14 protein-coding genes are annotated in these 19,695 nt (G+C 56.7%); 2 read left to right on the top strand and 12 right to left on the bottom strand.

What is annotated here, in order from left to right; all coding sequences use genetic code 11:
• Positions 1-9: 9 nt before the first annotated feature.
• The 4 genes from ACSZO1_RS00665 to aaeX form a co-directional block, all read right to left on the bottom strand.
• Positions 10-1,425, bottom strand: coding sequence for an NAD-dependent succinate-semialdehyde dehydrogenase (locus ACSZO1_RS00665; RefSeq protein ID WP_437608505.1), 1,416 nt, complete (start codon positions 1,423-1,425; stop codon positions 10-12).
• Between the two features lie 67 nt (positions 1,426-1,492).
• The gene (gene aaeB, locus ACSZO1_RS00660; RefSeq protein ID WP_437608503.1) at positions 1,493-3,469 is read right to left on the bottom strand and encodes a p-hydroxybenzoic acid efflux pump subunit AaeB; all 1,977 of its coding nucleotides are present in this window, start codon (positions 3,467-3,469) and stop codon (positions 1,493-1,495) included.
• Positions 3,470-3,480: 11 nt separating this feature from the next.
• The gene (gene aaeA / locus ACSZO1_RS00655) at positions 3,481-4,413 is read right to left on the bottom strand and encodes a p-hydroxybenzoic acid efflux pump subunit AaeA (protein ID WP_437608501.1); all 933 of its coding nucleotides are present in this window, start codon (positions 4,411-4,413) and stop codon (positions 3,481-3,483) included.
• A gap of 7 nt (positions 4,414-4,420) precedes the next feature.
• A complete protein-coding gene (gene aaeX, locus ACSZO1_RS00650) occupies positions 4,421-4,624 on the bottom strand; it encodes a p-hydroxybenzoic acid efflux pump operon protein AaeX (protein ID WP_437608499.1) in 204 nt (67 codons plus the stop codon).
• 279 nt (positions 4,625-4,903) lie between these two features.
• On the opposite strand from aaeX, the gene aaeR reads away from it, so the two are divergent.
• Positions 4,904-5,821: an HTH-type transcriptional activator AaeR gene (aaeR, locus tag ACSZO1_RS00645; protein WP_437608497.1), complete on the top strand. Its 918-nt coding sequence runs from the start codon at positions 4,904-4,906 to the stop codon at positions 5,819-5,821.
• Between the two features lie 65 nt (positions 5,822-5,886).
• Here the strand turns inward: aaeR and tldD are convergent, their stop codons facing one another.
• The 8 genes from tldD to csrD all read right to left on the bottom strand — a co-directional run bounded on the left by tldD (position 5,887) and on the right by csrD (position 18,465).
• A complete protein-coding gene (gene tldD, locus ACSZO1_RS00640; protein ID WP_437608495.1) occupies positions 5,887-7,332 on the bottom strand; it encodes a metalloprotease TldD in 1,446 nt (481 codons plus the stop codon).
• A gap of 64 nt (positions 7,333-7,396) precedes the next feature.
• Positions 7,397-11,197 carry an AsmA2 domain-containing protein YhdP gene (gene yhdP, locus ACSZO1_RS00635; protein WP_437608493.1) on the bottom strand — a complete coding sequence of 1,267 codons (3,801 nt, stop codon included), beginning with the start codon at positions 11,195-11,197 and terminating at the stop codon, positions 7,397-7,399.
• Between the two features lie 162 nt (positions 11,198-11,359).
• Complete coding sequence (gene rng, locus ACSZO1_RS00630; protein WP_437608491.1) at positions 11,360-12,829, bottom strand: ribonuclease G; 1,470 nt, start codon at positions 12,827-12,829, stop codon at positions 11,360-11,362.
• Positions 12,819-13,412: a Maf family protein gene (locus ACSZO1_RS00625; protein WP_437608489.1), complete on the bottom strand. Its 594-nt coding sequence runs from the start codon at positions 13,410-13,412 to the stop codon at positions 12,819-12,821. Before ACSZO1_RS00625 ends, rng begins: the two co-directional genes overlap by 11 nt.
• An 8-nt stretch (positions 13,413-13,420) precedes the next feature.
• Complete coding sequence (gene mreD / locus ACSZO1_RS00620; protein ID WP_437608487.1) at positions 13,421-13,909, bottom strand: rod shape-determining protein MreD; 489 nt, start codon at positions 13,907-13,909, stop codon at positions 13,421-13,423.
• The gene (gene mreC, locus ACSZO1_RS00615; RefSeq protein ID WP_437608485.1) at positions 13,906-15,090 is read right to left on the bottom strand and encodes a rod shape-determining protein MreC; all 1,185 of its coding nucleotides are present in this window, start codon (positions 15,088-15,090) and stop codon (positions 13,906-13,908) included. Before mreC ends, mreD begins: the two co-directional genes overlap by 4 nt.
• Positions 15,091-15,156: 66 nt before the next feature.
• The gene (gene mreB / locus ACSZO1_RS00610) at positions 15,157-16,200 is read right to left on the bottom strand and encodes a rod shape-determining protein MreB (RefSeq protein ID WP_003855260.1); all 1,044 of its coding nucleotides are present in this window, start codon (positions 16,198-16,200) and stop codon (positions 15,157-15,159) included.
• Positions 16,201-16,521: 321 nt separating this feature from the next.
• A complete protein-coding gene (gene csrD, locus ACSZO1_RS00605; protein WP_437608481.1) occupies positions 16,522-18,465 on the bottom strand; it encodes an RNase E specificity factor CsrD in 1,944 nt (647 codons plus the stop codon).
• 160 nt (positions 18,466-18,625) lie between these two features.
• Between csrD and acuI the strand changes: the two genes are divergently transcribed.
• A complete protein-coding gene (gene acuI / locus ACSZO1_RS00600) occupies positions 18,626-19,603 on the top strand; it encodes an acrylyl-CoA reductase (NADPH) (protein ID WP_437608479.1) in 978 nt (325 codons plus the stop codon).
• The last annotated feature ends 92 nt before the right edge of the window (positions 19,604-19,695 follow it).

Genomic DNA, 19,695 nt, shown 5'->3' with positions numbered 1-19,695 from the left:
TACGGATGATTACAGCCCACCAAGGTGCAGGGTTTTCACTTCCAGAAACTCCTCCAGTCCCAGCACCGAACCTTCCCTACCCAGTCCTGACTCTTTTACCCCACCAAAGGGTGCCAGCTCGGTCGACACCGCACACTCGTTGACGCCCACCATTCCGCTTTCCAGTGCAGCCGATACGCGGAACACACGCTGCAGATTCTGTGTATAAAAATAGGCAGCGAGACCAAATTCCGTCTCATTCGCGCGGCGGATCACCTCCTCTTCATCGTCAAAACGGAAACAGGCCGCGACCGGCCCGAAAGTTTCCTCCTGCGCCAGCGTCATATTGTCACTGGCATCAGCAATCACCGTCGGCTGCCAGAAGTTACCGCCCAGGGCATGAGGAGCCCCACCGGCGACAACACGTCCGCCTTTCGTCACCGCGTCGTCGACATGTTCCGCCACTTTTTTCACTGCGGCCTGATCAATCAGCGGCCCCACCTGCACACCATCATCGGCACCATTACCCACTTTTAGCTGCTTCACCGCCTCCGCCAGCTGGTGAACAAAGCGATCATAGATGCTGCTCTGGATAAAGAAGCGGTTGGCGCTGACGCACACCTGGCCTGCGTTACGGAATTTATTGGCAATAGCACCATTGACTGCGGCATCAATGTCGGCATCGTCGAAAACGATATAGGGCGCGTTGCCGCCCAGCTCCAGCGACACTTTCTTGACGCTGTCGGCAGCGTTGCGCATCAGCAGTTTGCCCACCTGAGTGGAGCCGGTGAAGGAGATTTTACGTACCTGTTTGCTGGCCATAATGGCGTCACTGATCGCCTGAGTATCCCCCGCCACGGCGTTAAGGACGCCATCCGGCACACCCGCTTTTTGCGCCAGCGCCAGCAACGCAAAAGCGGAAAGTGGCGTGTTGTTCGCCGGTTTGATAATGCCGGTGCAGCCCGCCGCCAGCGCCGGGCCGAGCTTGCGTGTCAGCATCGCCATCGGGAAGTTCCACGGCGTGATCGCCGCCACCACGCCAATCGGTTCGCGGGTCGCCAGAATACGTGCTCCGGGTTTTGCCGGTGGGATAATCTCGCCGTTGGCGCGCTTCGCCTGCTCGGCAAACCACTGAATAAAGCTGGCGGCATACTCCACTTCACCTTCCGCTTCTTTCAGGGGCTTACCCTGCTCAGCGGTCATCAGTCTGGCGAGCCAGCTTTTCTGTTCGATAATCAGCTGATACCAGCGCTGCAGAATGTCCGCGCGGGCAGCAGCGGCGATCGCCTGTTCCGTTTCGGCTTTCCCCGCTTTTGCCACCCGGGCAATGGTTTCCCCCGTCGCGGGATTGAGCACCGCAAAGGTGTCGCTGAGTGGTTGCCAGCGGCCATCGGCCAGCCAGCCGGTCTGGAAAAGGTCGTTATCCTGCAGGAATGAATGGGACATGGATTTCCTCCTGATCGCTTTGCCATCCTGTGTCTTACAGTATAGCTGGCGATCAGGAGAGGTCGGTTTACGCCAGAATCAGGGTGTTCTGATATCTCTTCAGTACATCTGCAAGGCGTTTTACCGGTTCGGTGACGCTTTCCGGCGCATGCCAGGTCACCAGTTTCTGCTGGTATTCGTCCAGTTCACGCAGTAAACGCTCATAGTAATAACGTCGCTTGTCATCACTGCGTGCGGCGATTACCCGGTCAGCGGTATAGCGCAGCTGTTTATGGAAGGCAGAAAGTTCCGGATTAACCGGCACTTCGGCACTGCGCAGGCGCTGATGACCAATAATCAGCGTCAGCGCCAGACGGTATTTGTTGATATCCGTCGGGAACAGGTTCAGCAGCAGGAACAGTTGCTGGTACAGCGCAGGGAGATGGTTTTCATTACGCCGGGCAAGATTCGTCGTCATCGCCGACACCGCGGCATACATAAAGCGGTTCAGGATGGTGCGGGCAATGCGCGCCTTCGACGTATCGCGGATTATCAGGATCACCATCAGCGCGACAAACGCACCAATCATCTGGCCCAGCGCGCCATCGAGGAAGGTGTGGATATGGAAGGTCATCGGATTATCCAGCACCAGAATATTCAGCGTACCAACAAATGCACCGAGGGTGCCGATCTGACGACGCTGAATAAAGATCCCGGCAATAAACGCCAGCACGCCAAGGGCGATCAACAGCAGTAACAGACTCTGCTGGGTGGCGGGCAGGATCACCATAAAGTAGAGACTGCCCAGCGGGAACGCCACAATCATGCCGTAGACAAAGTCTTTTGCCATCCCCAGCGGATTCGGCGTGCGCATCGCCAGCGCGGTAATCACTGCCAGCATCACCATACAGCCACTGCCGGAAGTCCAGCCGGTGTACAGCCAGAACAGAGAGCCGATCGCGGTAGCGACAAAGGTACGAATCCCATTGACCAGTGCGTGATGCGTCTCCGCCGATTTGGCTTTAATTACCACCTCTTCACGCTCCAGGATCTCTTCCTCTACTTTGCTGATGCTGCTGTTGGTATGTACCCCTTTCAGCAACAACAGATACTGTGTGGCGGCACCCACCCAACTGGCCAGCGTCAGCGGCGTCTGTTTACTGCCGCTGGCAGTGATCACCCGACGCATCAGCTTCATGCGTTTATGCACGTCGCTAACGCTGGTCACCTCTTTATCAAACAGTATCCTGTACTGCGGCGGCAGATAATTCGGACGGCTGTTCTGGATTAAAAAAGTCTCCGCCGCCTGAGTAATCAGCGTGAGCGACACCGTATGCAGCGCTTTTAAGCGACGGTTGACCTTCTCCCAGCGTGGCGACTCCAGCATCAGATGGCTGCGCATGCCGTTCAGCGCGTTGGTGCGCCGCACCAGACTGCCCCAGGATTTATCCACCGCCTCTTTATCATCGTGGGCAATGCAGAGCTGCAGCAGCTTGTAGTGATCCACCAGCAGCGCATCAATTTCACGGTCAATATTGTTTTTAATCGAGCGCGGGGAAAACAGCAGGTCCGCCACTACCGCACAGACGATACCAATCACGATCTCACTGCAGCGCTCAATGGCGAACTGCGGTGCCAGCAGCACGGAACCATTGGTGGTGGAGTCCGCGGTCACCACGATAATCAGCGCGGTATAACCCGCCAGCCCGAGCGCGTAGGAGTTTTCCACTTTAATTAATGACGACAGCCAGACGCAGACGCCCGCCCAGAGACAGCACAACAACAGCATCACTACCGGCGCGCGAATGGTGCTGATCATGATCGCCAGCGCGGCGATACAGCCAATAAAAGTACCGATGATGCGCAGCAGGCCGCGATGGCGCAGCGCGCCAGAGAAGGGATCGCCACCCGCAACGAACGCGGTGCCGCCCGCCACGATGCCGGCGGTCATCACCGCCCAGCGCGGGGTTTCCAGATTGAAATGAAAGCCGACAAACAGCGCCAGCATAATCGCGCAGGCGAGTTTGATCGGAAAACGCAGCCGTTCAACGCTAAAACCTTGCATAACGCCTCCGCTTAACCGAACTCACGTAAGCGGTGCAGGAAGCGGGTCATCGGCGGTAACTGTTCGCGATCGCGATCCACTTCGCCGGTCACCACCACAGTCGCCGTGGTGCCCGAAGGATAGAGATTACCTGGCTGCTGATCGAGACGGATCTTCACCGGCACGCGCTGCGCCAGACGTACCCACTCCAGGTTGGAATCGATGGTCGCCATGCCTTTGCTGTCGACGGTGCTGCTGCTGTTATTCACCCCGGCGGCAAAGCTGTCTACCGTACCGCGCAGAATGCGGTTGCTGCCCAGCGGCGTGATTTCAACACGATAACCCGGACGCAGCCCGGAAAGTTTGGTCTCTTCCATATAGGCCAGCACATAGAAACTGTCCTGCTTCACCAGCGCCACCGAGGTGGAACCACGGGTAATAAACTCCCCGGCATAGACATTCAGGTTAGTGATCCAGCCACTGGCCGGTGCGCGGATCACGGTACGATCGAGATCCAGCTGCGCCAGATCGCGCGTCGCACGCGATTTTGCCAGCTGATGTTCGCTGGTCTGCAGATCGCTGTTCGACTGATCGATCGCTTCGCGCGACATCACATTCGATCCCAGCTGATTGCGGCGGCTGGCTTCACGGCGCTTCTCTTTCACCAGCGCATCGTAATAGGCCACATCCGCTTCGGCTTCTTCCAGTGCTTTCTGGAAACGCGGCTGGTCGATGGTAAACAGCCCATCGCCCTGCTTCACCAGCTGGTTATCGTGCACCTTCACTTCGGTAATCAGGCCGGTGACATCCGGGGCGATAGCCACCACATCGGCGGTAAATTTGGCGTCGCGGGTCCACGGCGACTCGGTGTAAAACACCCAGGCGCGGAAGATAACCACAACGGCGATGATAACCAGAACAATAGTGATCGCGTAGCGCGCGATTTTTCTTATTAGAGCTTTCACTTTGACCTCAGACGAACAGACGGGATACCAGGTAAAACAGACAGCAGAACAGTGCAGTATTAAACAATGCCGGGTGCCAGACTAAATCGTAGATGCCGGTCGGCATCAGCACGCGACGCACCAGCCAGAACAGCATCAATGCGACGATAAGTTCAAAGAATACGGGAGGGAACGACAGCCCAAACACGACAATAACCGGAAGCACACTCATTTTTTATCCTTTTACATATCGGTGCCGGACCGGCCATGATGCCAGAGCAATACCGCTCCCGATGCTTAACGGAAGCACTGCTTACGGATTGATGATGGTCAGACGACAGGTAAACTGTCAGACGAAAATCAGAACCGTTACTTAATGATAGATTACCATTAAGCAATCTCGACAATGGGATGAGCCACCAGACGGCGACCCGGCAGCTATATAGTAACGTTGATGACTATATGTTTTCTACAAATTGTGATCTAAATCACTTTTAAGCCAGAGTGAATAATGGAAAAACTAAAGGGGATGGCGGTGTTTGCCAAAGTGGTCGAGCTTGGCTCGTTTACCGCCGCCGCACGCCAGCTGCAAATGAGCGTTTCCGCCATCAGCCAGATCGTGGCCAAACTGGAAGATGAGTTGCAGGTGAAGCTGCTGAACCGCAGCACGCGCAGTATCGGCCTGACCGAAGCCGGGAAAATTTATTTTCAGGGCTGCCGCCGCATGCTGTCCGAAGCCCAGGAAGTCCATGAACAGCTGTATGCGTTTAACAATACCCCCATCGGTACTCTGCGCATCGGCAGCTCGTCCACCATGGCGCAAAATGTGCTCGCCACCATGACCGCCGATATGCTGCGCGAATACCCTGGCCTGACGGTTAACCTGGTCACCGGCATTCCGGCGCCGGATTTGATTGCCGACGGGCTGGATGTGGTGATCCGCGTCGGTGCGCTGCAGGACTCCAGCCTGTTCTCACGCCGCCTCGGTTCGATGCCAATGGTGGTATGCGCCGCAAAAAGCTATCTGGCACAGAACGGCACACCGGAAAAACCTAGCGATATCAGCAACTTCAACTGGCTGGAATACAGCGTGCGACCGGACAATGACTTCGAACTGATTTCGCCGGAAGGGATTTCGATTCGCGTCTCGCCGCAGGGACGTTTTGTTACCAATGACTCCCAGACACTGACGCGCTGGCTGAAAATGGGCGCCGGCATCGCCTATGTGCCACTGATGTGGGTGATTGATGAGATTAACGCGGGCAAGGTAGAGATTCTGTTTACCCGCTATCAGTCCGATCCGCGGCCGGTGTATGCGGTATACACTCAGAAAGACAAACTGCCGCTGAAAGTGCAGGTGTGTATTAACTACCTGACCGAATACTTTAAACAGGTGGCAGCGATTTATCAGGAACATCGCCAGGGGTAAGCAGAAATGAAGAGGGACAGCATGCGCTGTCCCCCGGCTAATCGACTACAGGTGACTCAAAAGTGTCAGGCTGTACCGCCCACCGTCAGCTTATCCAGCTTCAGCGTCGGCTGCCCCACGCCGACCGGTACGCTCTGCCCCTCTTTGCCGCACACGCCGACGCCTTTATCCAGCGCCAGATCGTTGCCGACCATTGAGATCTGCTGCATCGCTTCAATACCGGAACCGATCAGCGTCGCGCCTTTCACCGGTTTGGTCACTTTGCCTTTCTCAATCAGATAGGCTTCCGAAGTGGAGAAGACAAACTTACCGGAAGTGATATCAACCTGACCGCCGCCAAAGTTCGGCGCATAGAGACCATATTCGACACTCTCGATAATCTCCTGCGGCGTCGATTTGCCCGCCAGCATATAAGTATTGGTCATCCGCGGCATCGGCAGATGCGCATAAGATTCACGGCGACCATTGCCGGTTGGCTTCACGCCCATCAGACGCGCGTTCAGCTTATCCTGCATATAGCCTTTCAGAATCCCGTTCTCAATCAATACATTGTACTGACCCGGCACCCCTTCATCATCCACCGCCAGTGAACCACGCAGACCAGCAATGGTGCCGTCATCCACCACGGTACACAGTTCAGAGGCCACCAGCTGGCCCATCTGACCGCTGAACACCGAAGTGCCACGACGGTTAAAATCACCTTCCAGACCATGACCAACCGCTTCATGCAGCAACACGCCAGGCCAGCCTGCGCCCAGCACTACCGGCACCGAACCGGCTGGTGCCGCAATCGCAGACAGATTCACTAACGCCATACGCACCGCTTCACGCGCCCAGGCTTCCGCACGCACGTCGCCATTTTCGTCAGCGAGGAAAAATTCGTAGCCGCTGCGTCCGCCACCACCGCTGGAGCCGCGTTCACGCTTGCCATCCTCTTCCACCTGCACACTGATGGAGAGACGCACCAGCGGGCGCACATCCGCCGCCAGCGTGCCGTCGGTCGCCGCCACCAGCACCTGCTCATATACGCCGGTCAGACTGGCAGTCACTTCCTGCACACGTTTGTCTGCCGCACGCGCCGCCTGATCAACACGATGCAGCAGGGCGATTTTGTCTTCACGCGTCAGGCTGCTCAGCGGGTCCAGCGTGGGGTAGAGTGACGGATACGTCACGGCGCCGAGCACTTTGCTGCGACCGTCGCCCTGCTCACGCACAATACTGCGTGCCGCCTGCGCGCTCTGGGTCAGAGCATTGAGGGTAATCTGGTCGGCATAGGCGAAACCGGTTTTCTCACCGCTTACCGCCCGCACGCCGACACCCTGATCGATATGGTAAGAGCCGTCTTTGATAATACGGTCTTCCAGCACCCAGGATTCATGATAGCTGGCCTGGAAATAGAGATCGGCGTAATCCAGTCGACGTTCTGAAAGCTGCCCTAACAGGGTAAAGAGGTCCTGATGATTAATATTGTTAGCAGTTAGCAACTGCTCACTTACCAGATTCAGCGTCATCGTTTCTCGCTCATTATGGGACTCGTTACTATAAGCCTGCGGTAAATCCCCCGCGCCGTCAAATTCACTTTGCGCTGTTTTCCCGGGGCTTACGCAACACTTCGTTAATTTCCGGCTTATCAATCGGCCCGCTGATATGGTAGCGCAGCACAGAAATCTTGTTCCACAGCGGCCCCAGCACCTTGCTGGCGGCAAATACGGCAGCGCCCACTACCGGGTTGACGACAAACGCCGTCGCCACCCCCACCGTAGTGGAAATTTCAGGCGCGACGACCGCTTCCATATCAATACTGCGCTGTACCAGATCCACTTTGCCCTGCATGGCGATATCGGCTTCCAGCCCATCCACCAGCAAATTATCGGTCTGCATTAAGCCATTTTCGATCCATGCCGTGCCGTTAATGGAGTCAAACCAGAAGCCCTGACTAAACGTATCACTGAAGTCGAGGCGCAGTTTGCGCAGCAGCGAATCAAAGCTTACCAGCCGCAGCAGCTGACCGGCACGGCCGGTGCTGATATCTGTGACCTGACCTTTGCCCAGATGGCTTTTCAGCACACCACTTAGCGTCTCTTCCGATGGCTGCCACGGCACGGAACGCCAGTGCAGATCGTAGTCGAGAGTGAATGGCGCATCACGCAGCGGGGTACTGATACCAAACCAGTTCGCAGCATCGTTAATCTTGTTACCGCTCAGTTGCCCTTTCAGCGAGGTACGCTGCTCTGCCGGACGGTTAATCCACTCACCGTTGACCGTCATGCGCGCGTTACCGCTGTCAATCAGGCCATTTTTCAGCGTCAGGGTATCGTTATCAGGCGTCAGATCCGCCTGTATGCGGCCAAACTTCTGACCACGCAGCCAGCACTCATCACAGATAATGGCTAATTGCGGCCAGCGACTGAAATCGATAGCGGATGTCTCTGGCGGGAAAGGTGAACCCGCAGTCCCGCCATTCGCGGCAGCAAACTGCGGATTGTAATACAGGTAGCTGAACCGGGCGCGCCACGGGGCATTTTTCGCCATGGCCAGCGTGCCACGCACTTCTCTGCCCTGCGCCTGAATTTCCGTATTGCCCGAGACATTCTCACTGATGGTCGCTTCCAGATCGCGCCATTGCTGGCCCGCCAGCGTCAGCGACGGTGTGCACAGAATAATATTACCCGGCAGATAACCACTGCCAGCCTGCGCTTCGCTGCTGCCCGCCAGCAGTGCCAGCCAGGCTTCGCCATCGAGCGACGGCAGGTTGAGCACCATGCCAGAGGCATCCGGCAGCGGAGGCGTGCTCTGACTGTCATTCAGCCAGACACCACGCTCAACCTGCAGGCGATCGCCCAGCAGCCAGCGACTGTTAAAACGGTGCGTCTTATCCATCACGCCGCTGATATCAACGCTTTTCTGATTGCCACTGGCGCTAACCTTAAACGGTAATGCGCTGCCTGCGGCTTTATACAGTGGAGCAGGTAAGTGACTGCTTACATTTTGCAGATCGCCATCAATATCGACCTGATACGTTGCGCCGCCATTATGCGGCAGGTTCACGGCCACCTTACCATTCCACGCCGCGCTACCTTCCAGCTTATCGGCCAGCGCTTTCGGCACTCCGGTGATCGCAGCAGGACGCCAGTCGCCTTTCAGATTAACGCCGACCTGATACTCTTTTTCCCCTTCCACGGTGGAGAAGCTGACGCCCAGCGGCTGCCCAAACCAGTTCGCGCTTAACTCATCGCTTTGCAGCGTGCCGTTGTCATAACGGAAACGCCCGGTGAGCTGTTTCAGCGTGGTGCCCAGCGGTTTAATCAGCAGACTGTTATTATTCAGCCCCACTTCACCACTGGCGCGCACCAGTTTCCCGTCCAGCGGGATATCCAGATGTAAGCGACCACTTACATCGCCGCCAATCTGCAACTCATCAAGTGCGGCACCGAGGGAAGATTTAATCGGCGTCTGATTGAAATAGCTGCGCACATCCGGCCCCGCGCCACGAATATCGCCATCAATAATCAATTTTTCCTGCAGATAGTCCGGGATCACCGCGGTGATATTTTTCCCCTGCACCTTACCCAGCAGGGTTTCCGGCGCATTCATCCACAGGCCGTTATTGACGAAATCCAGATCAATCGCCAGGTCTTCCAGCGCAGGCCAGCCAGGCTGGAATTCATACAGTGCATGGCGCAGCGGCACCCACACTTCAAAAATGCCTTCATTGTGACGGAAGGGGAACTGCAGCGGGTCACCGGCAAAGATCAGCGAGGCATTCTGGACCTGACCGCCTTTCAGCGCACCTGTCAGATAATGCGCGGTTTCACGCCCCATCAGTGGCTCAGGGAAATAGCGCCAGGCTTCAGCCGCATCAGTAAGGTTAATACCGGCCAGCAAATCCAGACGCGGCGCTTCATGCGCCAGCTGGCTGTAACGGAAATCGCCATTCAGCCACAGTGAACGCGCCTGCACATCAAGATCGCGCCCGCTTAATGTCAGCCCATCATCACCGTACTGCCAGTTAATTGCGCCGCTGGCATGGTGAATTTCCAGCGGGGCGCGGAACATGCTGCTGTATGGCAACGTGGCATTGTTAAGCTGCAGGTCGAGGCGTCCCTGCGCCACGCTGCCTGACAGTTTGCCGTCAAAATGTTCCATTCCCGGCAGCAGTTGCCACGGCTGCCAGCTCAGATTGCGCCATTGTGCCTGAAAGCGCGTATTCTCCGGCTGCTTCACCGGTATATCCAGCGCCAGCGCCTCCAGCTGACCACATGGCTGCAATGCGCGCCAGTTTTCCAGCAACTGCGGCGCAAGCCGGGAAAATAGGGGAATAAAGGGTTCCAGATTCTGCAGATCAAGCTGTGTGGCACGCACACGCCACTCCGCGGTGCGGTCTGGTCCAGGCTGCGCGTTATCCTCCGGCTGCCATAGCAGAGAGAATTGTCCCTGCGGCCAGGCTACGCCATCGGTGGTCATTCGGGTTTCCGGCACGGTGACCGACCAGCCGCTGTTAACCCGCGCCACATGAGCAGTCAGATTATCGACTTCCAGCCGGTGCTCACGCTGGTCACCCTGCCAGTCAGCACCGCCCTTCTTCAGCCAGACATCGCCCGCGTAGACTTCGCCCTGTTCGAGGCTCAGCCAGGCCGCGAGGCTGAAACGCGCGCTGTCGAGACTGACATTATCGCGCATCCACTGACCCAGCCACGGTTTAACATCGACATCATCAGCCTGCATCCAGATGCGGCCATTATTCAGCAAACCGTTGTTATCACTCAGATCCAGCCGCACCTGTACCACGCCGTGCTGGCCGGTAAAACTGGAAAGGCTGACCTCACCTTCCGCGCGATGGCGCGTGGCCTGATTCAGCCAGGTGAGTTTCGGGATCGCCAGTTCAGCGCGCTGGCCGGAAGGGGTAAGAAAACTGATGCTGCTGTCGCGCAGATCGAAGTGATCGAACTGGCGCAGGAACAGATCGCTCAGTTGATCGGCTTTCAGACTGCTGCGGTTATCGTCACTCTCAATCAGTGAAGAGTTGGAAGTGAGATGCATCTGCCAGAAGGTGAGATCGCGGAACTGCCAGCGGGCATGCAGCAGTGACTGCCAGACATCCAGCGCCAGCGTGACGCGATCAATGGTCAGTCTGCCGCCATCTTTCAGCTCAACGGCGAGATCGCTGAGCTCCAGCGTCGGACCAAAGTTTTGCCAGCTGCCCTGCATTTCGCTGGCGGTAATGGGCAGTTCGCTGACCGCTGACACTTTCGCCAGGATGTCGTCGCGATAGCTGTTGAGGTGCGGCAAGACCAGACGCAAGCCACTGATCAGCAGCGCAACGATCACAATCACGGTTGCGACGGCTAATAACAGGACCCTGGGCAGTTGCCTCACACACCTCTCCTTTGCAAATCATCACTCCAGTTGCGCCTCCTCCGCAGGCGGAAGAGGCCGGTAAGGGAGAGCGGTATCGCCGGTTCCCCCTCCCTCATCCTCCCCCGCAAACGGGGAAAGGGGAGTTACCTCCTCTTCCGCCCTCTTTGAGGAGGAAAGAGATTACATCATCACCACATCAAACTGCTCCTGGGTATAGAGCGGTTCGATTTGTACTTTCACCTGCTTGCCGACGAAAATTTCCACCTCAGCCAGTGCATGCGATTCTTCGCTTTTCAGCGCTTCGCCAACAGCCGGTGAGACATACACCAGGAAGCGATCAGAATCATAAGCATGATGCACACGCACAATCTCACGCATAATTTCGTAGCAGACGGTTTCGACGGTTTTCACCGTACCACGCCCTTTACAGGCCGGGCAGTCCTGACACAACACATGCTCAATACTTTCACGGGTGCGCTTACGCGTCATCTCCACCAGCCCCAGCTGGGAGAAACCGTTAATACCGGTTTTCACCCGGTCTTTACTCAGCGCCGAATCCAGCGAGTGCAGCACGCGGCGACGGTGCTCTTCATTATTCATATCGATAAAGTCGATAATAATAATGCCACCGAGATTGCGCAGTCGCAGCTGACGGGCAATCGCCTGCGTCGCTTCAATATTGGTGTTAAAGATGGTTTCATCGAGATTGCGATGGCCGACAAACGCGCCGGTATTGATATCGATGGTGGTCATCGCCTCGGTCTGGTCGATAATCAGGTAGCCACCCGATTTCAGTTCAACCTTACGATCCAGCGAACGCTGAATTTCATTTTCCACATCATACAGATCGAAGATCGGCTGTTTACCGGTATACAGCTCCAGCTTCTCCGTCATCTCCGGAATATATTCGCTGGTGAACTCCACCAGATTTTCATAGGTCAGACGGGAGTCGATACGGATACGATCCAGCGCCGCGCCGGCAAAGTCACGGATCACACGCTGCGACAGCGCCACTTCGCCATACAGGCGACAGCGGGTCTGATTGCGCTTCTTGCGCTCAATCACCTTGGTCCACAGGCGCTTAAGAAACGCCGCATCCGATGCCAGCTCATCTTCGCCCACCCCTTCGGCGGCGGTGCGGATAATATAACCGCCCAGCTCGTCGCAGTAAGTGTTGACCACTGCTTTCAGGCGCTCGCGTTCCTGTTCACTTTCAATACGTTGCGACACACCAACGTGAGAGTCGCCCGGCATAAACACCAGATAACGCGATGGCAGAGTGATGTCAGTAGTCAGACGCGCGCCTTTGGTGCCCAGCGGATCTTTCACCACCTGCACCATCAGATCCTGCCCCTGACGCACCAGCTCCGAGATATCGCGCACGCTGAAGTTCTTCTGCTCGTCGCCCGCCACACATTCGGTGTGCGGCATAATGTCCGAGGCGTGCAAAAACGCGGCTTTATCCAGCCCGATATCGACGAACGCCGCCTGCATGCCCGGCAAGACGCGGCTGACGCGGCCTTTATAGATATTGCCAACAATCCCGCGCCGCGCTTCGCGCTCGATATGAATTTCCTGCAAAATCCCGCCGTCAATATACGCCACACGCGTTTCTGACGGGGTAACGTTAACCAGCAATTCAGCTGTCATAGTGTCCTCTCAGTTCACGCAGCGACGCAAAATGGCTCAACAGCTCAGTGGTTTCCACCAGCGGTAAGCCAACAACTGCGTGATAACTGCCATTAATTTTTCTGACAAAGTTGCCGCCCAGCCCCTGAATGCCGTACGCACCCGCTTTATCCATCGGCTCGCCGCTGGCGACATAGCCCGCGATATCTTCGGCGGACAACACGCGGAACGTCACCTCGGTGGTCACAAGGCAATCCAGTTGCTGGTGACGATCCGCCAGCGCCACCGCTGTCAGCACCTGATGGGTAGCGCCTGACAGTTTTGCCAGCATCTCGCGCGCATGCTGCTCATCACGCGGCTTTTCCAGCACTTCACCGTTCAGCACCACAATGGTATCTGCCCCCAGCACCGGCAAATCTTCTGCCGCCACCGCGACGCCAGCCTGCGCTTTCTCGCGCGCCAGCCGCAGCACATAGTGTTCGGCCGCTTCATTCGCACGGCGCTGCTCTTCGACTTCCGCCGATAAACGTTCAAAGTGCAGACCCAGCTGCGTCAGCAGTTCACGCCGACGTGGTGAGCCGGAAGCAAGATACAGGGATAGCATAGTTTTCCTTACTGAACAGCGAATTGACGACGAATCTTTCTCATCAATAAGAATAGCCAGGGCCATAACAGACCGTCGACGAGTGCATTCCAGAAAATTTCCGGCCGGAAAGAGACATCAATAACCAGAAATTCTGCCCAGAAAACAATCACATCCATCGCCAGTGACAAGACCATAACCATTAATGCCTGTTGCCACAATGCTAAGTTACGGAAAAGCTGGAATTTAAATGCAACCAGATAAGCAATGATACTGAGCGCCAGTGCACGCACGCCGAGAGTGGAGCCAGAGACAAGGTCCATAATGCCCCCCATCACGAAGCCGGTGCCGACATTCACCCGGTGCGGCAGCGCCAGTATCCAGTAAATCAGAATCAACATCAGCCAGGATGGCCGGTACATAAACAGCTGTTCCGGCCATGGCATAATTTGCAGCACGAGGGCGAGCAGGAAAGAGAGCCAGATGACCCAGCGACCATGGCTGCGATAGCTACTCAAGGCTGGCCTCCACGGGTGGCTGAGGGTTGTTGCCCGCTGGCGGGAGCTGGCGGTGCAGACCCCGCACGCGGATTCGTGGTCACAGGCTGCGCGTTGTTAGTCCGCTGATTACTGCCTGCCGACTGCGTATTGCCTGAACGGGCGCTATTCGCCGCAGGCGTCGTACTGCCGCTGCGTGAATTTGTGCCCGCGGGCTGCGTGCCCGCCCGCACATTATTGCCCGCTGGTGGTCCGGCTGGCGCTGGTGGCGCTGGCGGTCCCATTTCATCGGCAGCAGGCAGCACCTGCGGCATCATCTGCATCAAACGCTCGTTCGCTACACGATGCACCTCTTCCGGCGCCATCGGCAAGTCGCCATGGGGATCAGCGCCCCACAGCAGCAACAGATAACGCAGACGTTGCAGGCCCGCAGTTGGTCGCGCCTGGATCACGGTATACGCGCGTTGTGTATCCACTTTCACCGACGATACCACGCCTACCGGATAGCCTTCCGGGAAGCGCCCGCCGAGACCGGAGGTCACCAGCACATCCCCGACGCGAATATCGATATTGCCCGGCAGATGTTCCAGCTGCAGATCTTCGGTACAGCCGTTACCCGCCGCAATGACGCGAATATCGTTACGCAGTACCTGAATCGGCAGCGCATGGGACGCATCGCAAATCAGCAGTACCCGGCTGGTGACTTTACCCACTGCCACAACCTGGCCGACCACACCTTTATCACTGATCACCGGCTGGCCTTCGTAAACACCGTTCACGCTGCCTTTATCGATAACCATCTGATCGCTGTAGGGATCGGTCCCTGCAGACAGCACCTGGGTGACCATCTTGTGTTCATCCTGGCGCAGCGGCGAGCCGAGCAGTTCACGCAGACGTGCGTTTTCCTGCTTATACTGGCCAAGCATCAGCAATTCGCTGTTTTTCAGAAAGAGTTCACGCTGCAGCGCTTTGTTTTCCAGCTCCAGCTGCTGACGGGAAGCCAGAGTTTTGGAAACGTTGTCCAGAATTTGACGTGGCCCGTTGGCCAGAAAATAGAATGGGCTGACTGCGGTGTCCATGTAAGTACGAATGCGGCTGAATGACCCCATGCGACTGTCGGCAATAATCACTGCAATTGCCACGATGACCGCCAAAAAAAGGCGTAACTGCAGGGATGGGCCCCTGCTGAAAATCGGCTTCATAAACGCATCGTATTCCTCGACATCAAGAACAGGGAGCGCGGGCCACGCCTGCACTCCCCTGGCAGATTATTCTTCGCTGAACAAATCGCCGCCGTGCATGTCGATCATTTCCAGTGCTTTACCGCCGCCGCGAGCGACGCAGGTCAGCGGATCTTCAGCAACCACCACCGGGATGCCAGTCTCTTCCATCAGCAGGCGATCGAGGTTACGCAGCAGTGCGCCACCACCGGTCAGTACCATACCGCGCTCAGAAATATCGGACGCCAGCTCTGGCGGGCACTGCTCCAGCGCCACCATTACCGCGCTAACGATACCGGTTAACGGTTCCTGCAGTGCTTCAAGGATTTCGTTGGAGTTCAGTGTAAAGCCACGCGGCACACCCTCAGCCAGGTTACGACCACGCACTTCGATTTCGCGCACTTCATCACCCGGGTACGCCGAACCGATTTCATGCTTAATACGTTCCGCCGTCGCTTCACCAATCAGGGAGCCATAGTTACGACGTACGTAATTAATGATAGCTTCGTCGAAACGGTCACCACCGATACGCACGGAGGAGGAGTACACCACGCCGTTCAGGGAGATCACCGCGACTTCAGTGGTACCACCACCGATATCCACCACCATTGAACCGGTCGCTTCAGAAACCGGCAGACCTGCACCAATCGCTGCCGCCATCGGCTCTTCAATCAGGAACACTTCACGCGCGCCTGCACCCTGGGCAGATTCGCGGATGGCGCGACGTTCCACCTGCGTGGCGCCGACTGGTACGCACACCAGCACACGCGGGCTGGGACGCATAAAGCTGTTGCTGTGCACCTGCTTGATAAAGTGCTGCAGCATTTTCTCGGTGACAAAGAAGTCGGCGATAACGCCATCTTTCATCGGGCGGATCGCGGCGATATTGCCTGGCGTACGGCCCAGCATCTGTTTTGCATCATGACCGACGGCAGCGACGCTTTTTGGCGAGCCAGCACGATCCTGACGAATGGCCACGACAGAAGGTTCATTCAGAACGATGCCCTGTCCTTTCACATAAATGAGGGTATTGGCGGTACCCAGGTCGATGGACAAGTCGTTGGAAAACATGCCGCGAAATTTTTTAAACATACTAAAGAGTAATCCTGCAAGCTGGGGGCGAAAAATAAAATCCGTTTACTTTACCAACCACGCGCTGGCGCCACAAGGCGCAAAAACGTTCTGAGTCGCTGAAAAGTCGCACAATCTCGCGCTAATGACACAACCCCGAAAGCGATACCACAGCACAACGCCGGAAATCAGGGATGATGCTTTCTTCAGCATGGCTGGCAAGCGGACATAAGATACATAAAATTTAACATTTTTCAGGTTCATCGGTTCACCGACGCAACCGCCTCGAACCACAACCGCGCCGCTATTCTACGTGAAATTGCCAGTAACGGCAGACTAAACTCACTCTCTTTGTGAATATTTTTTCAGATTGCTGTTGACTGGCTGTGAAGCAGCGAAAAAGTCACCCTGCCCGCCCGCCACACCCAGCCCGGTAAGGGCCTGCCACTCGGTGCGCGTTCTGACGCCCGCGGCAAATACCCGCGTCGGCGTTGCCTTGCAGACCTCAATCAGACTTTGCACAAACAGCTGATTTTCCGTACGACGCTCAATATCACGCACCAGCGCCGGATGCAGCTTCACGATTTCCACTCTGAACTGTTTCAGGTACGCCGAGCTGACCACCGTCAGACCCGCCTGATTCACCGCGATACGGCAGCTGAATCCCTGCAACATACGGAACACCGGCTGTAACCGGTTGATATGTTGACAAACATCCGCCTCGGCAAGTTCAAATAAAATCCGCCGCCGTTGCGATTTTGTGCACTGTAACAACGCATCGCGCAGCCAGCGCAGGAAGGGGCGTTGTAATAACGAATCCACCGTTACTGGCAGCGCCAGCGTTTCGTCCGGCCAGACATCCAGCAACGTCATAATGCGCGCCACCAGCTGGCGGTCATAGCTTTCCGACATCCCCATCTGCTGCACCAGCGGCATATACTCCGCCGCCAGCAGCTCTTTTTCGCCATCAAAAATACGCGGCAGCATTTCACGGTGATGCACCTCACCTTCGCGGGTCACCGCCGGTTTCTGGTACAGCCGCGGCCCGCCCAGCGTCAGGGTATGCTCCAGCAGAGTACGCCATTTGACGCTGCCGCGTCCGGTTTCACTGGCATTGCCCTCACCCACCGACCAGTTATTCCCGCCCAGCAGCGCCGCATGGCGTGTCGCCAGTTCGACGTTTTCCATCACCTGCTGCGTGGTCTGTCCGCTGCGCCAGGCGCTGATGCCAATGTGGATCATATCTTCCCGATCCAGCATGCGTGTCGGCGGCAGGGTATCCACGGCGGTAATCAGCTGGCTGGCAATGCTGTCAGCATCTTTCAGCGTGCGGTGCGGCAGCAGTACCGCGAAATCGCTGCGGAAATAGCGTGCCAGCAACGCGCCAGGATAACGCATCACAAACGTGGACAGCATATTGACCAGATCAAACAGATAATCTTCCACTGCCTGCTGGCCGCTGTTTTCGCGCAACAAATCAAAATCCGGCACACGGATCATCATCACCACGCCGTGCGCACCGACATCTTCAGGATCTTCCAGCAGCGTGGCCAGCTGGTTGTCGAAAAATAGCCGGTTATTCAGCCCGGTTTTCGCGTCCTGCGCGGCAAAGGCGCGAATTAAGGTATCCACGCGAATGCGCTGTTCGCCCGCTTCCTGTAAATCATTCAGCAGCATATCAATGGCGCTGCTGGCACTGGCCGGCCATTCATGCACTGCCCCGCGCTCGACGCTGGCGCGCTCGCCCGTCATCACCCGCTGTGCCCGGTTTTCGAGACTCTCCAGTCCTTTTAAATGGCGATACAGCCAGCGATGCGACAGCAACACAATCAGCATCATAATCACGCCGACCACCACCACCGCAATCATGGTGGAAGCGCCAATAAAGGAGCGGAACCAGGTGCTGGCCGGGTCCAGCCAGGCAATACGTACCGACAGCGAAGGATGTTTAATCAGAGGGATATCCGCCTGGCGAAAACGATTCGGCTCATCTTCAATCAGTGGATTCTGGTGGCGCTGCAGTGTCAGCCGGGTGTTCAGCTGGTCGTGGATTTCAATGCGTTCGATATTGAGTGGCGGCATCATCCGCCGCAGCCACGGCTCCAGATCGGCGACGGGCTCCTTCATCAGCGCCATATCAATTTCGGTCACCATCACCTGCACACGGTGTTCGACACGCTGATTACTCAGGTAGAAGAAACTCAACGCACAGCCCACCAGCATCAATAGCATAGCCAGCGCACTGAGGAGTGCTATAAAAGCAGAGAGTTTGGTTGTTAATCGCATCCTTGTGCCTTGTACTGGGGTATCAGAATCGGCTTAGCGCCAAAAATAACATATCGGATGCGCTTTTGTTTGCGCAGGGACAGTAAGTGCTAAGTTTTGGCGAGTATAGTCGCAGGAGCCAGATTTTCAGCTGGTGAATAAACGCTTTCAGGAGATTCTTATGCAGGCATTACTATTAGAACAATCCGAGGGAAAAACACGCGCCGCGATCAAGACGCTGACCATTGATGATTTGCCCGCAGGCAATGTCACTGTCGATGTTGACTGGTCCGGCATTAACTATAAAGATGCGCTGGCGATCACCGGTAAAGGCAAAATCATTCGTAACTTCCCGATGGTGCCCGGCATTGATTTCGCCGGACGCGTACACCATAGCGAAGATCCGCGCTTTCATGCCGGGCAACGCGTTCTGCTGACGGGCTGGGGCGTCGGGGAAAATCACTGGGGCGGACTGGCTGAGCAGGCGCGGGTCAATGGTGACTGGCTGGTGCCGCTGCCGGAAGGCCTGGAAGAACGTCAGGCGATGATCATCGGCACGGCAGGTTTTACCGCCATGCTGTGTGTGATGGCGCTGGAAGAAGGCGGAGTCACGCCGGAAAGCGGTGAAGTGCTGGTGACCGGTGCCAGCGGCGGCGTGGGCAGTACCGCTGTCGCATTACTTCATGCGCTCGGCTATCGTGTGGCGGCCGTCAGCGGCCGTGAAAGCAACCATGATTACCTGCGTCAGCTGGGTGCCAGCACAATTCTGTCACGCAGTGAATTCAGTGCAGAGTCACGCCCGCTGGAGAAACAACGCTGGGCGGGGGCGATTGATACCGTCGGTGACCAGGTGCTGGCCAGTGTGCTGGCGCAGATGAACTACAACAGTACCGTGGCCGCCTGTGGCCTGGCGGGTGGCTTTGCCCTGCCGACCACCGTGATGCCGTTTATCCTGCGCAATGTGCGTCTGCAGGGGGTCGACTCGGTGATGACGCCTGTGGCACGCCGCACTGAAGTGTGGAAACGCCTGACCAAAATTCTGCCTGCCTCCTTCTATCAGCAGGCGACCACCGAAGTGCCGCTGGCGCAGGCTGCCGATGCAGCGCAGCGCCTGCTGAATAATGATGTGACCGGACGGACACTGGTTAAAGTGCGTTAACGCCAGTCTGCCCCTTCCCCCGCAAGCGTGGGAAGGCAGGGATGGGGGAACAAACGACACTGTGCTACTGGCTCACCCTCCCTGGCCCTCCC

Origin of the sequence: Erwinia sp. V71, assembly GCF_965644245.1 — a bacterium.
In the GTDB taxonomy this organism is placed as follows: domain Bacteria; phylum Pseudomonadota; class Gammaproteobacteria; order Enterobacterales; family Enterobacteriaceae; genus Erwinia.
The sequence above is the reverse complement of the archived record's forward strand: the minus strand, read 5'-3'. Positions and strand labels throughout refer to the sequence as shown.

Coding starts and splice junctions, on each gene's coding strand:
- rng (WP_437608491.1), bottom strand. CDS start 12,829: ATGACAGCTGAATTGCTGGTTAACGTTACCCCGTCAGAAACGCGTGTG.
- aaeB (WP_437608503.1), bottom strand. CDS start 3,469: ATGCAAGGTTTTAGCGTTGAACGGCTGCGTTTTCCGATCAAACTCGCC.
- ACSZO1_RS00625 (WP_437608489.1), bottom strand. CDS start 13,412: ATGCTATCCCTGTATCTTGCTTCCGGCTCACCACGTCGGCGTGAACTG.
- mreB (WP_003855260.1), bottom strand. CDS start 16,200: ATGTTTAAAAAATTTCGCGGCATGTTTTCCAACGACTTGTCCATCGAC.
- aaeR (WP_437608497.1), top strand. CDS start 4,904: ATGGAAAAACTAAAGGGGATGGCGGTGTTTGCCAAAGTGGTCGAGCTT.
- ACSZO1_RS00665 (WP_437608505.1), bottom strand. CDS start 1,425: ATGTCCCATTCATTCCTGCAGGATAACGACCTTTTCCAGACCGGCTGG.
- acuI (WP_437608479.1), top strand. CDS start 18,626: ATGCAGGCATTACTATTAGAACAATCCGAGGGAAAAACACGCGCCGCG.
- aaeX (WP_437608499.1), bottom strand. CDS start 4,624: ATGAGTGTGCTTCCGGTTATTGTCGTGTTTGGGCTGTCGTTCCCTCCC.
- mreC (WP_437608485.1), bottom strand. CDS start 15,090: ATGAAGCCGATTTTCAGCAGGGGCCCATCCCTGCAGTTACGCCTTTTT.
- csrD (WP_437608481.1), bottom strand. CDS start 18,465: ATGCGATTAACAACCAAACTCTCTGCTTTTATAGCACTCCTCAGTGCG.
- tldD (WP_437608495.1), bottom strand. CDS start 7,332: ATGACGCTGAATCTGGTAAGTGAGCAGTTGCTAACTGCTAACAATATT.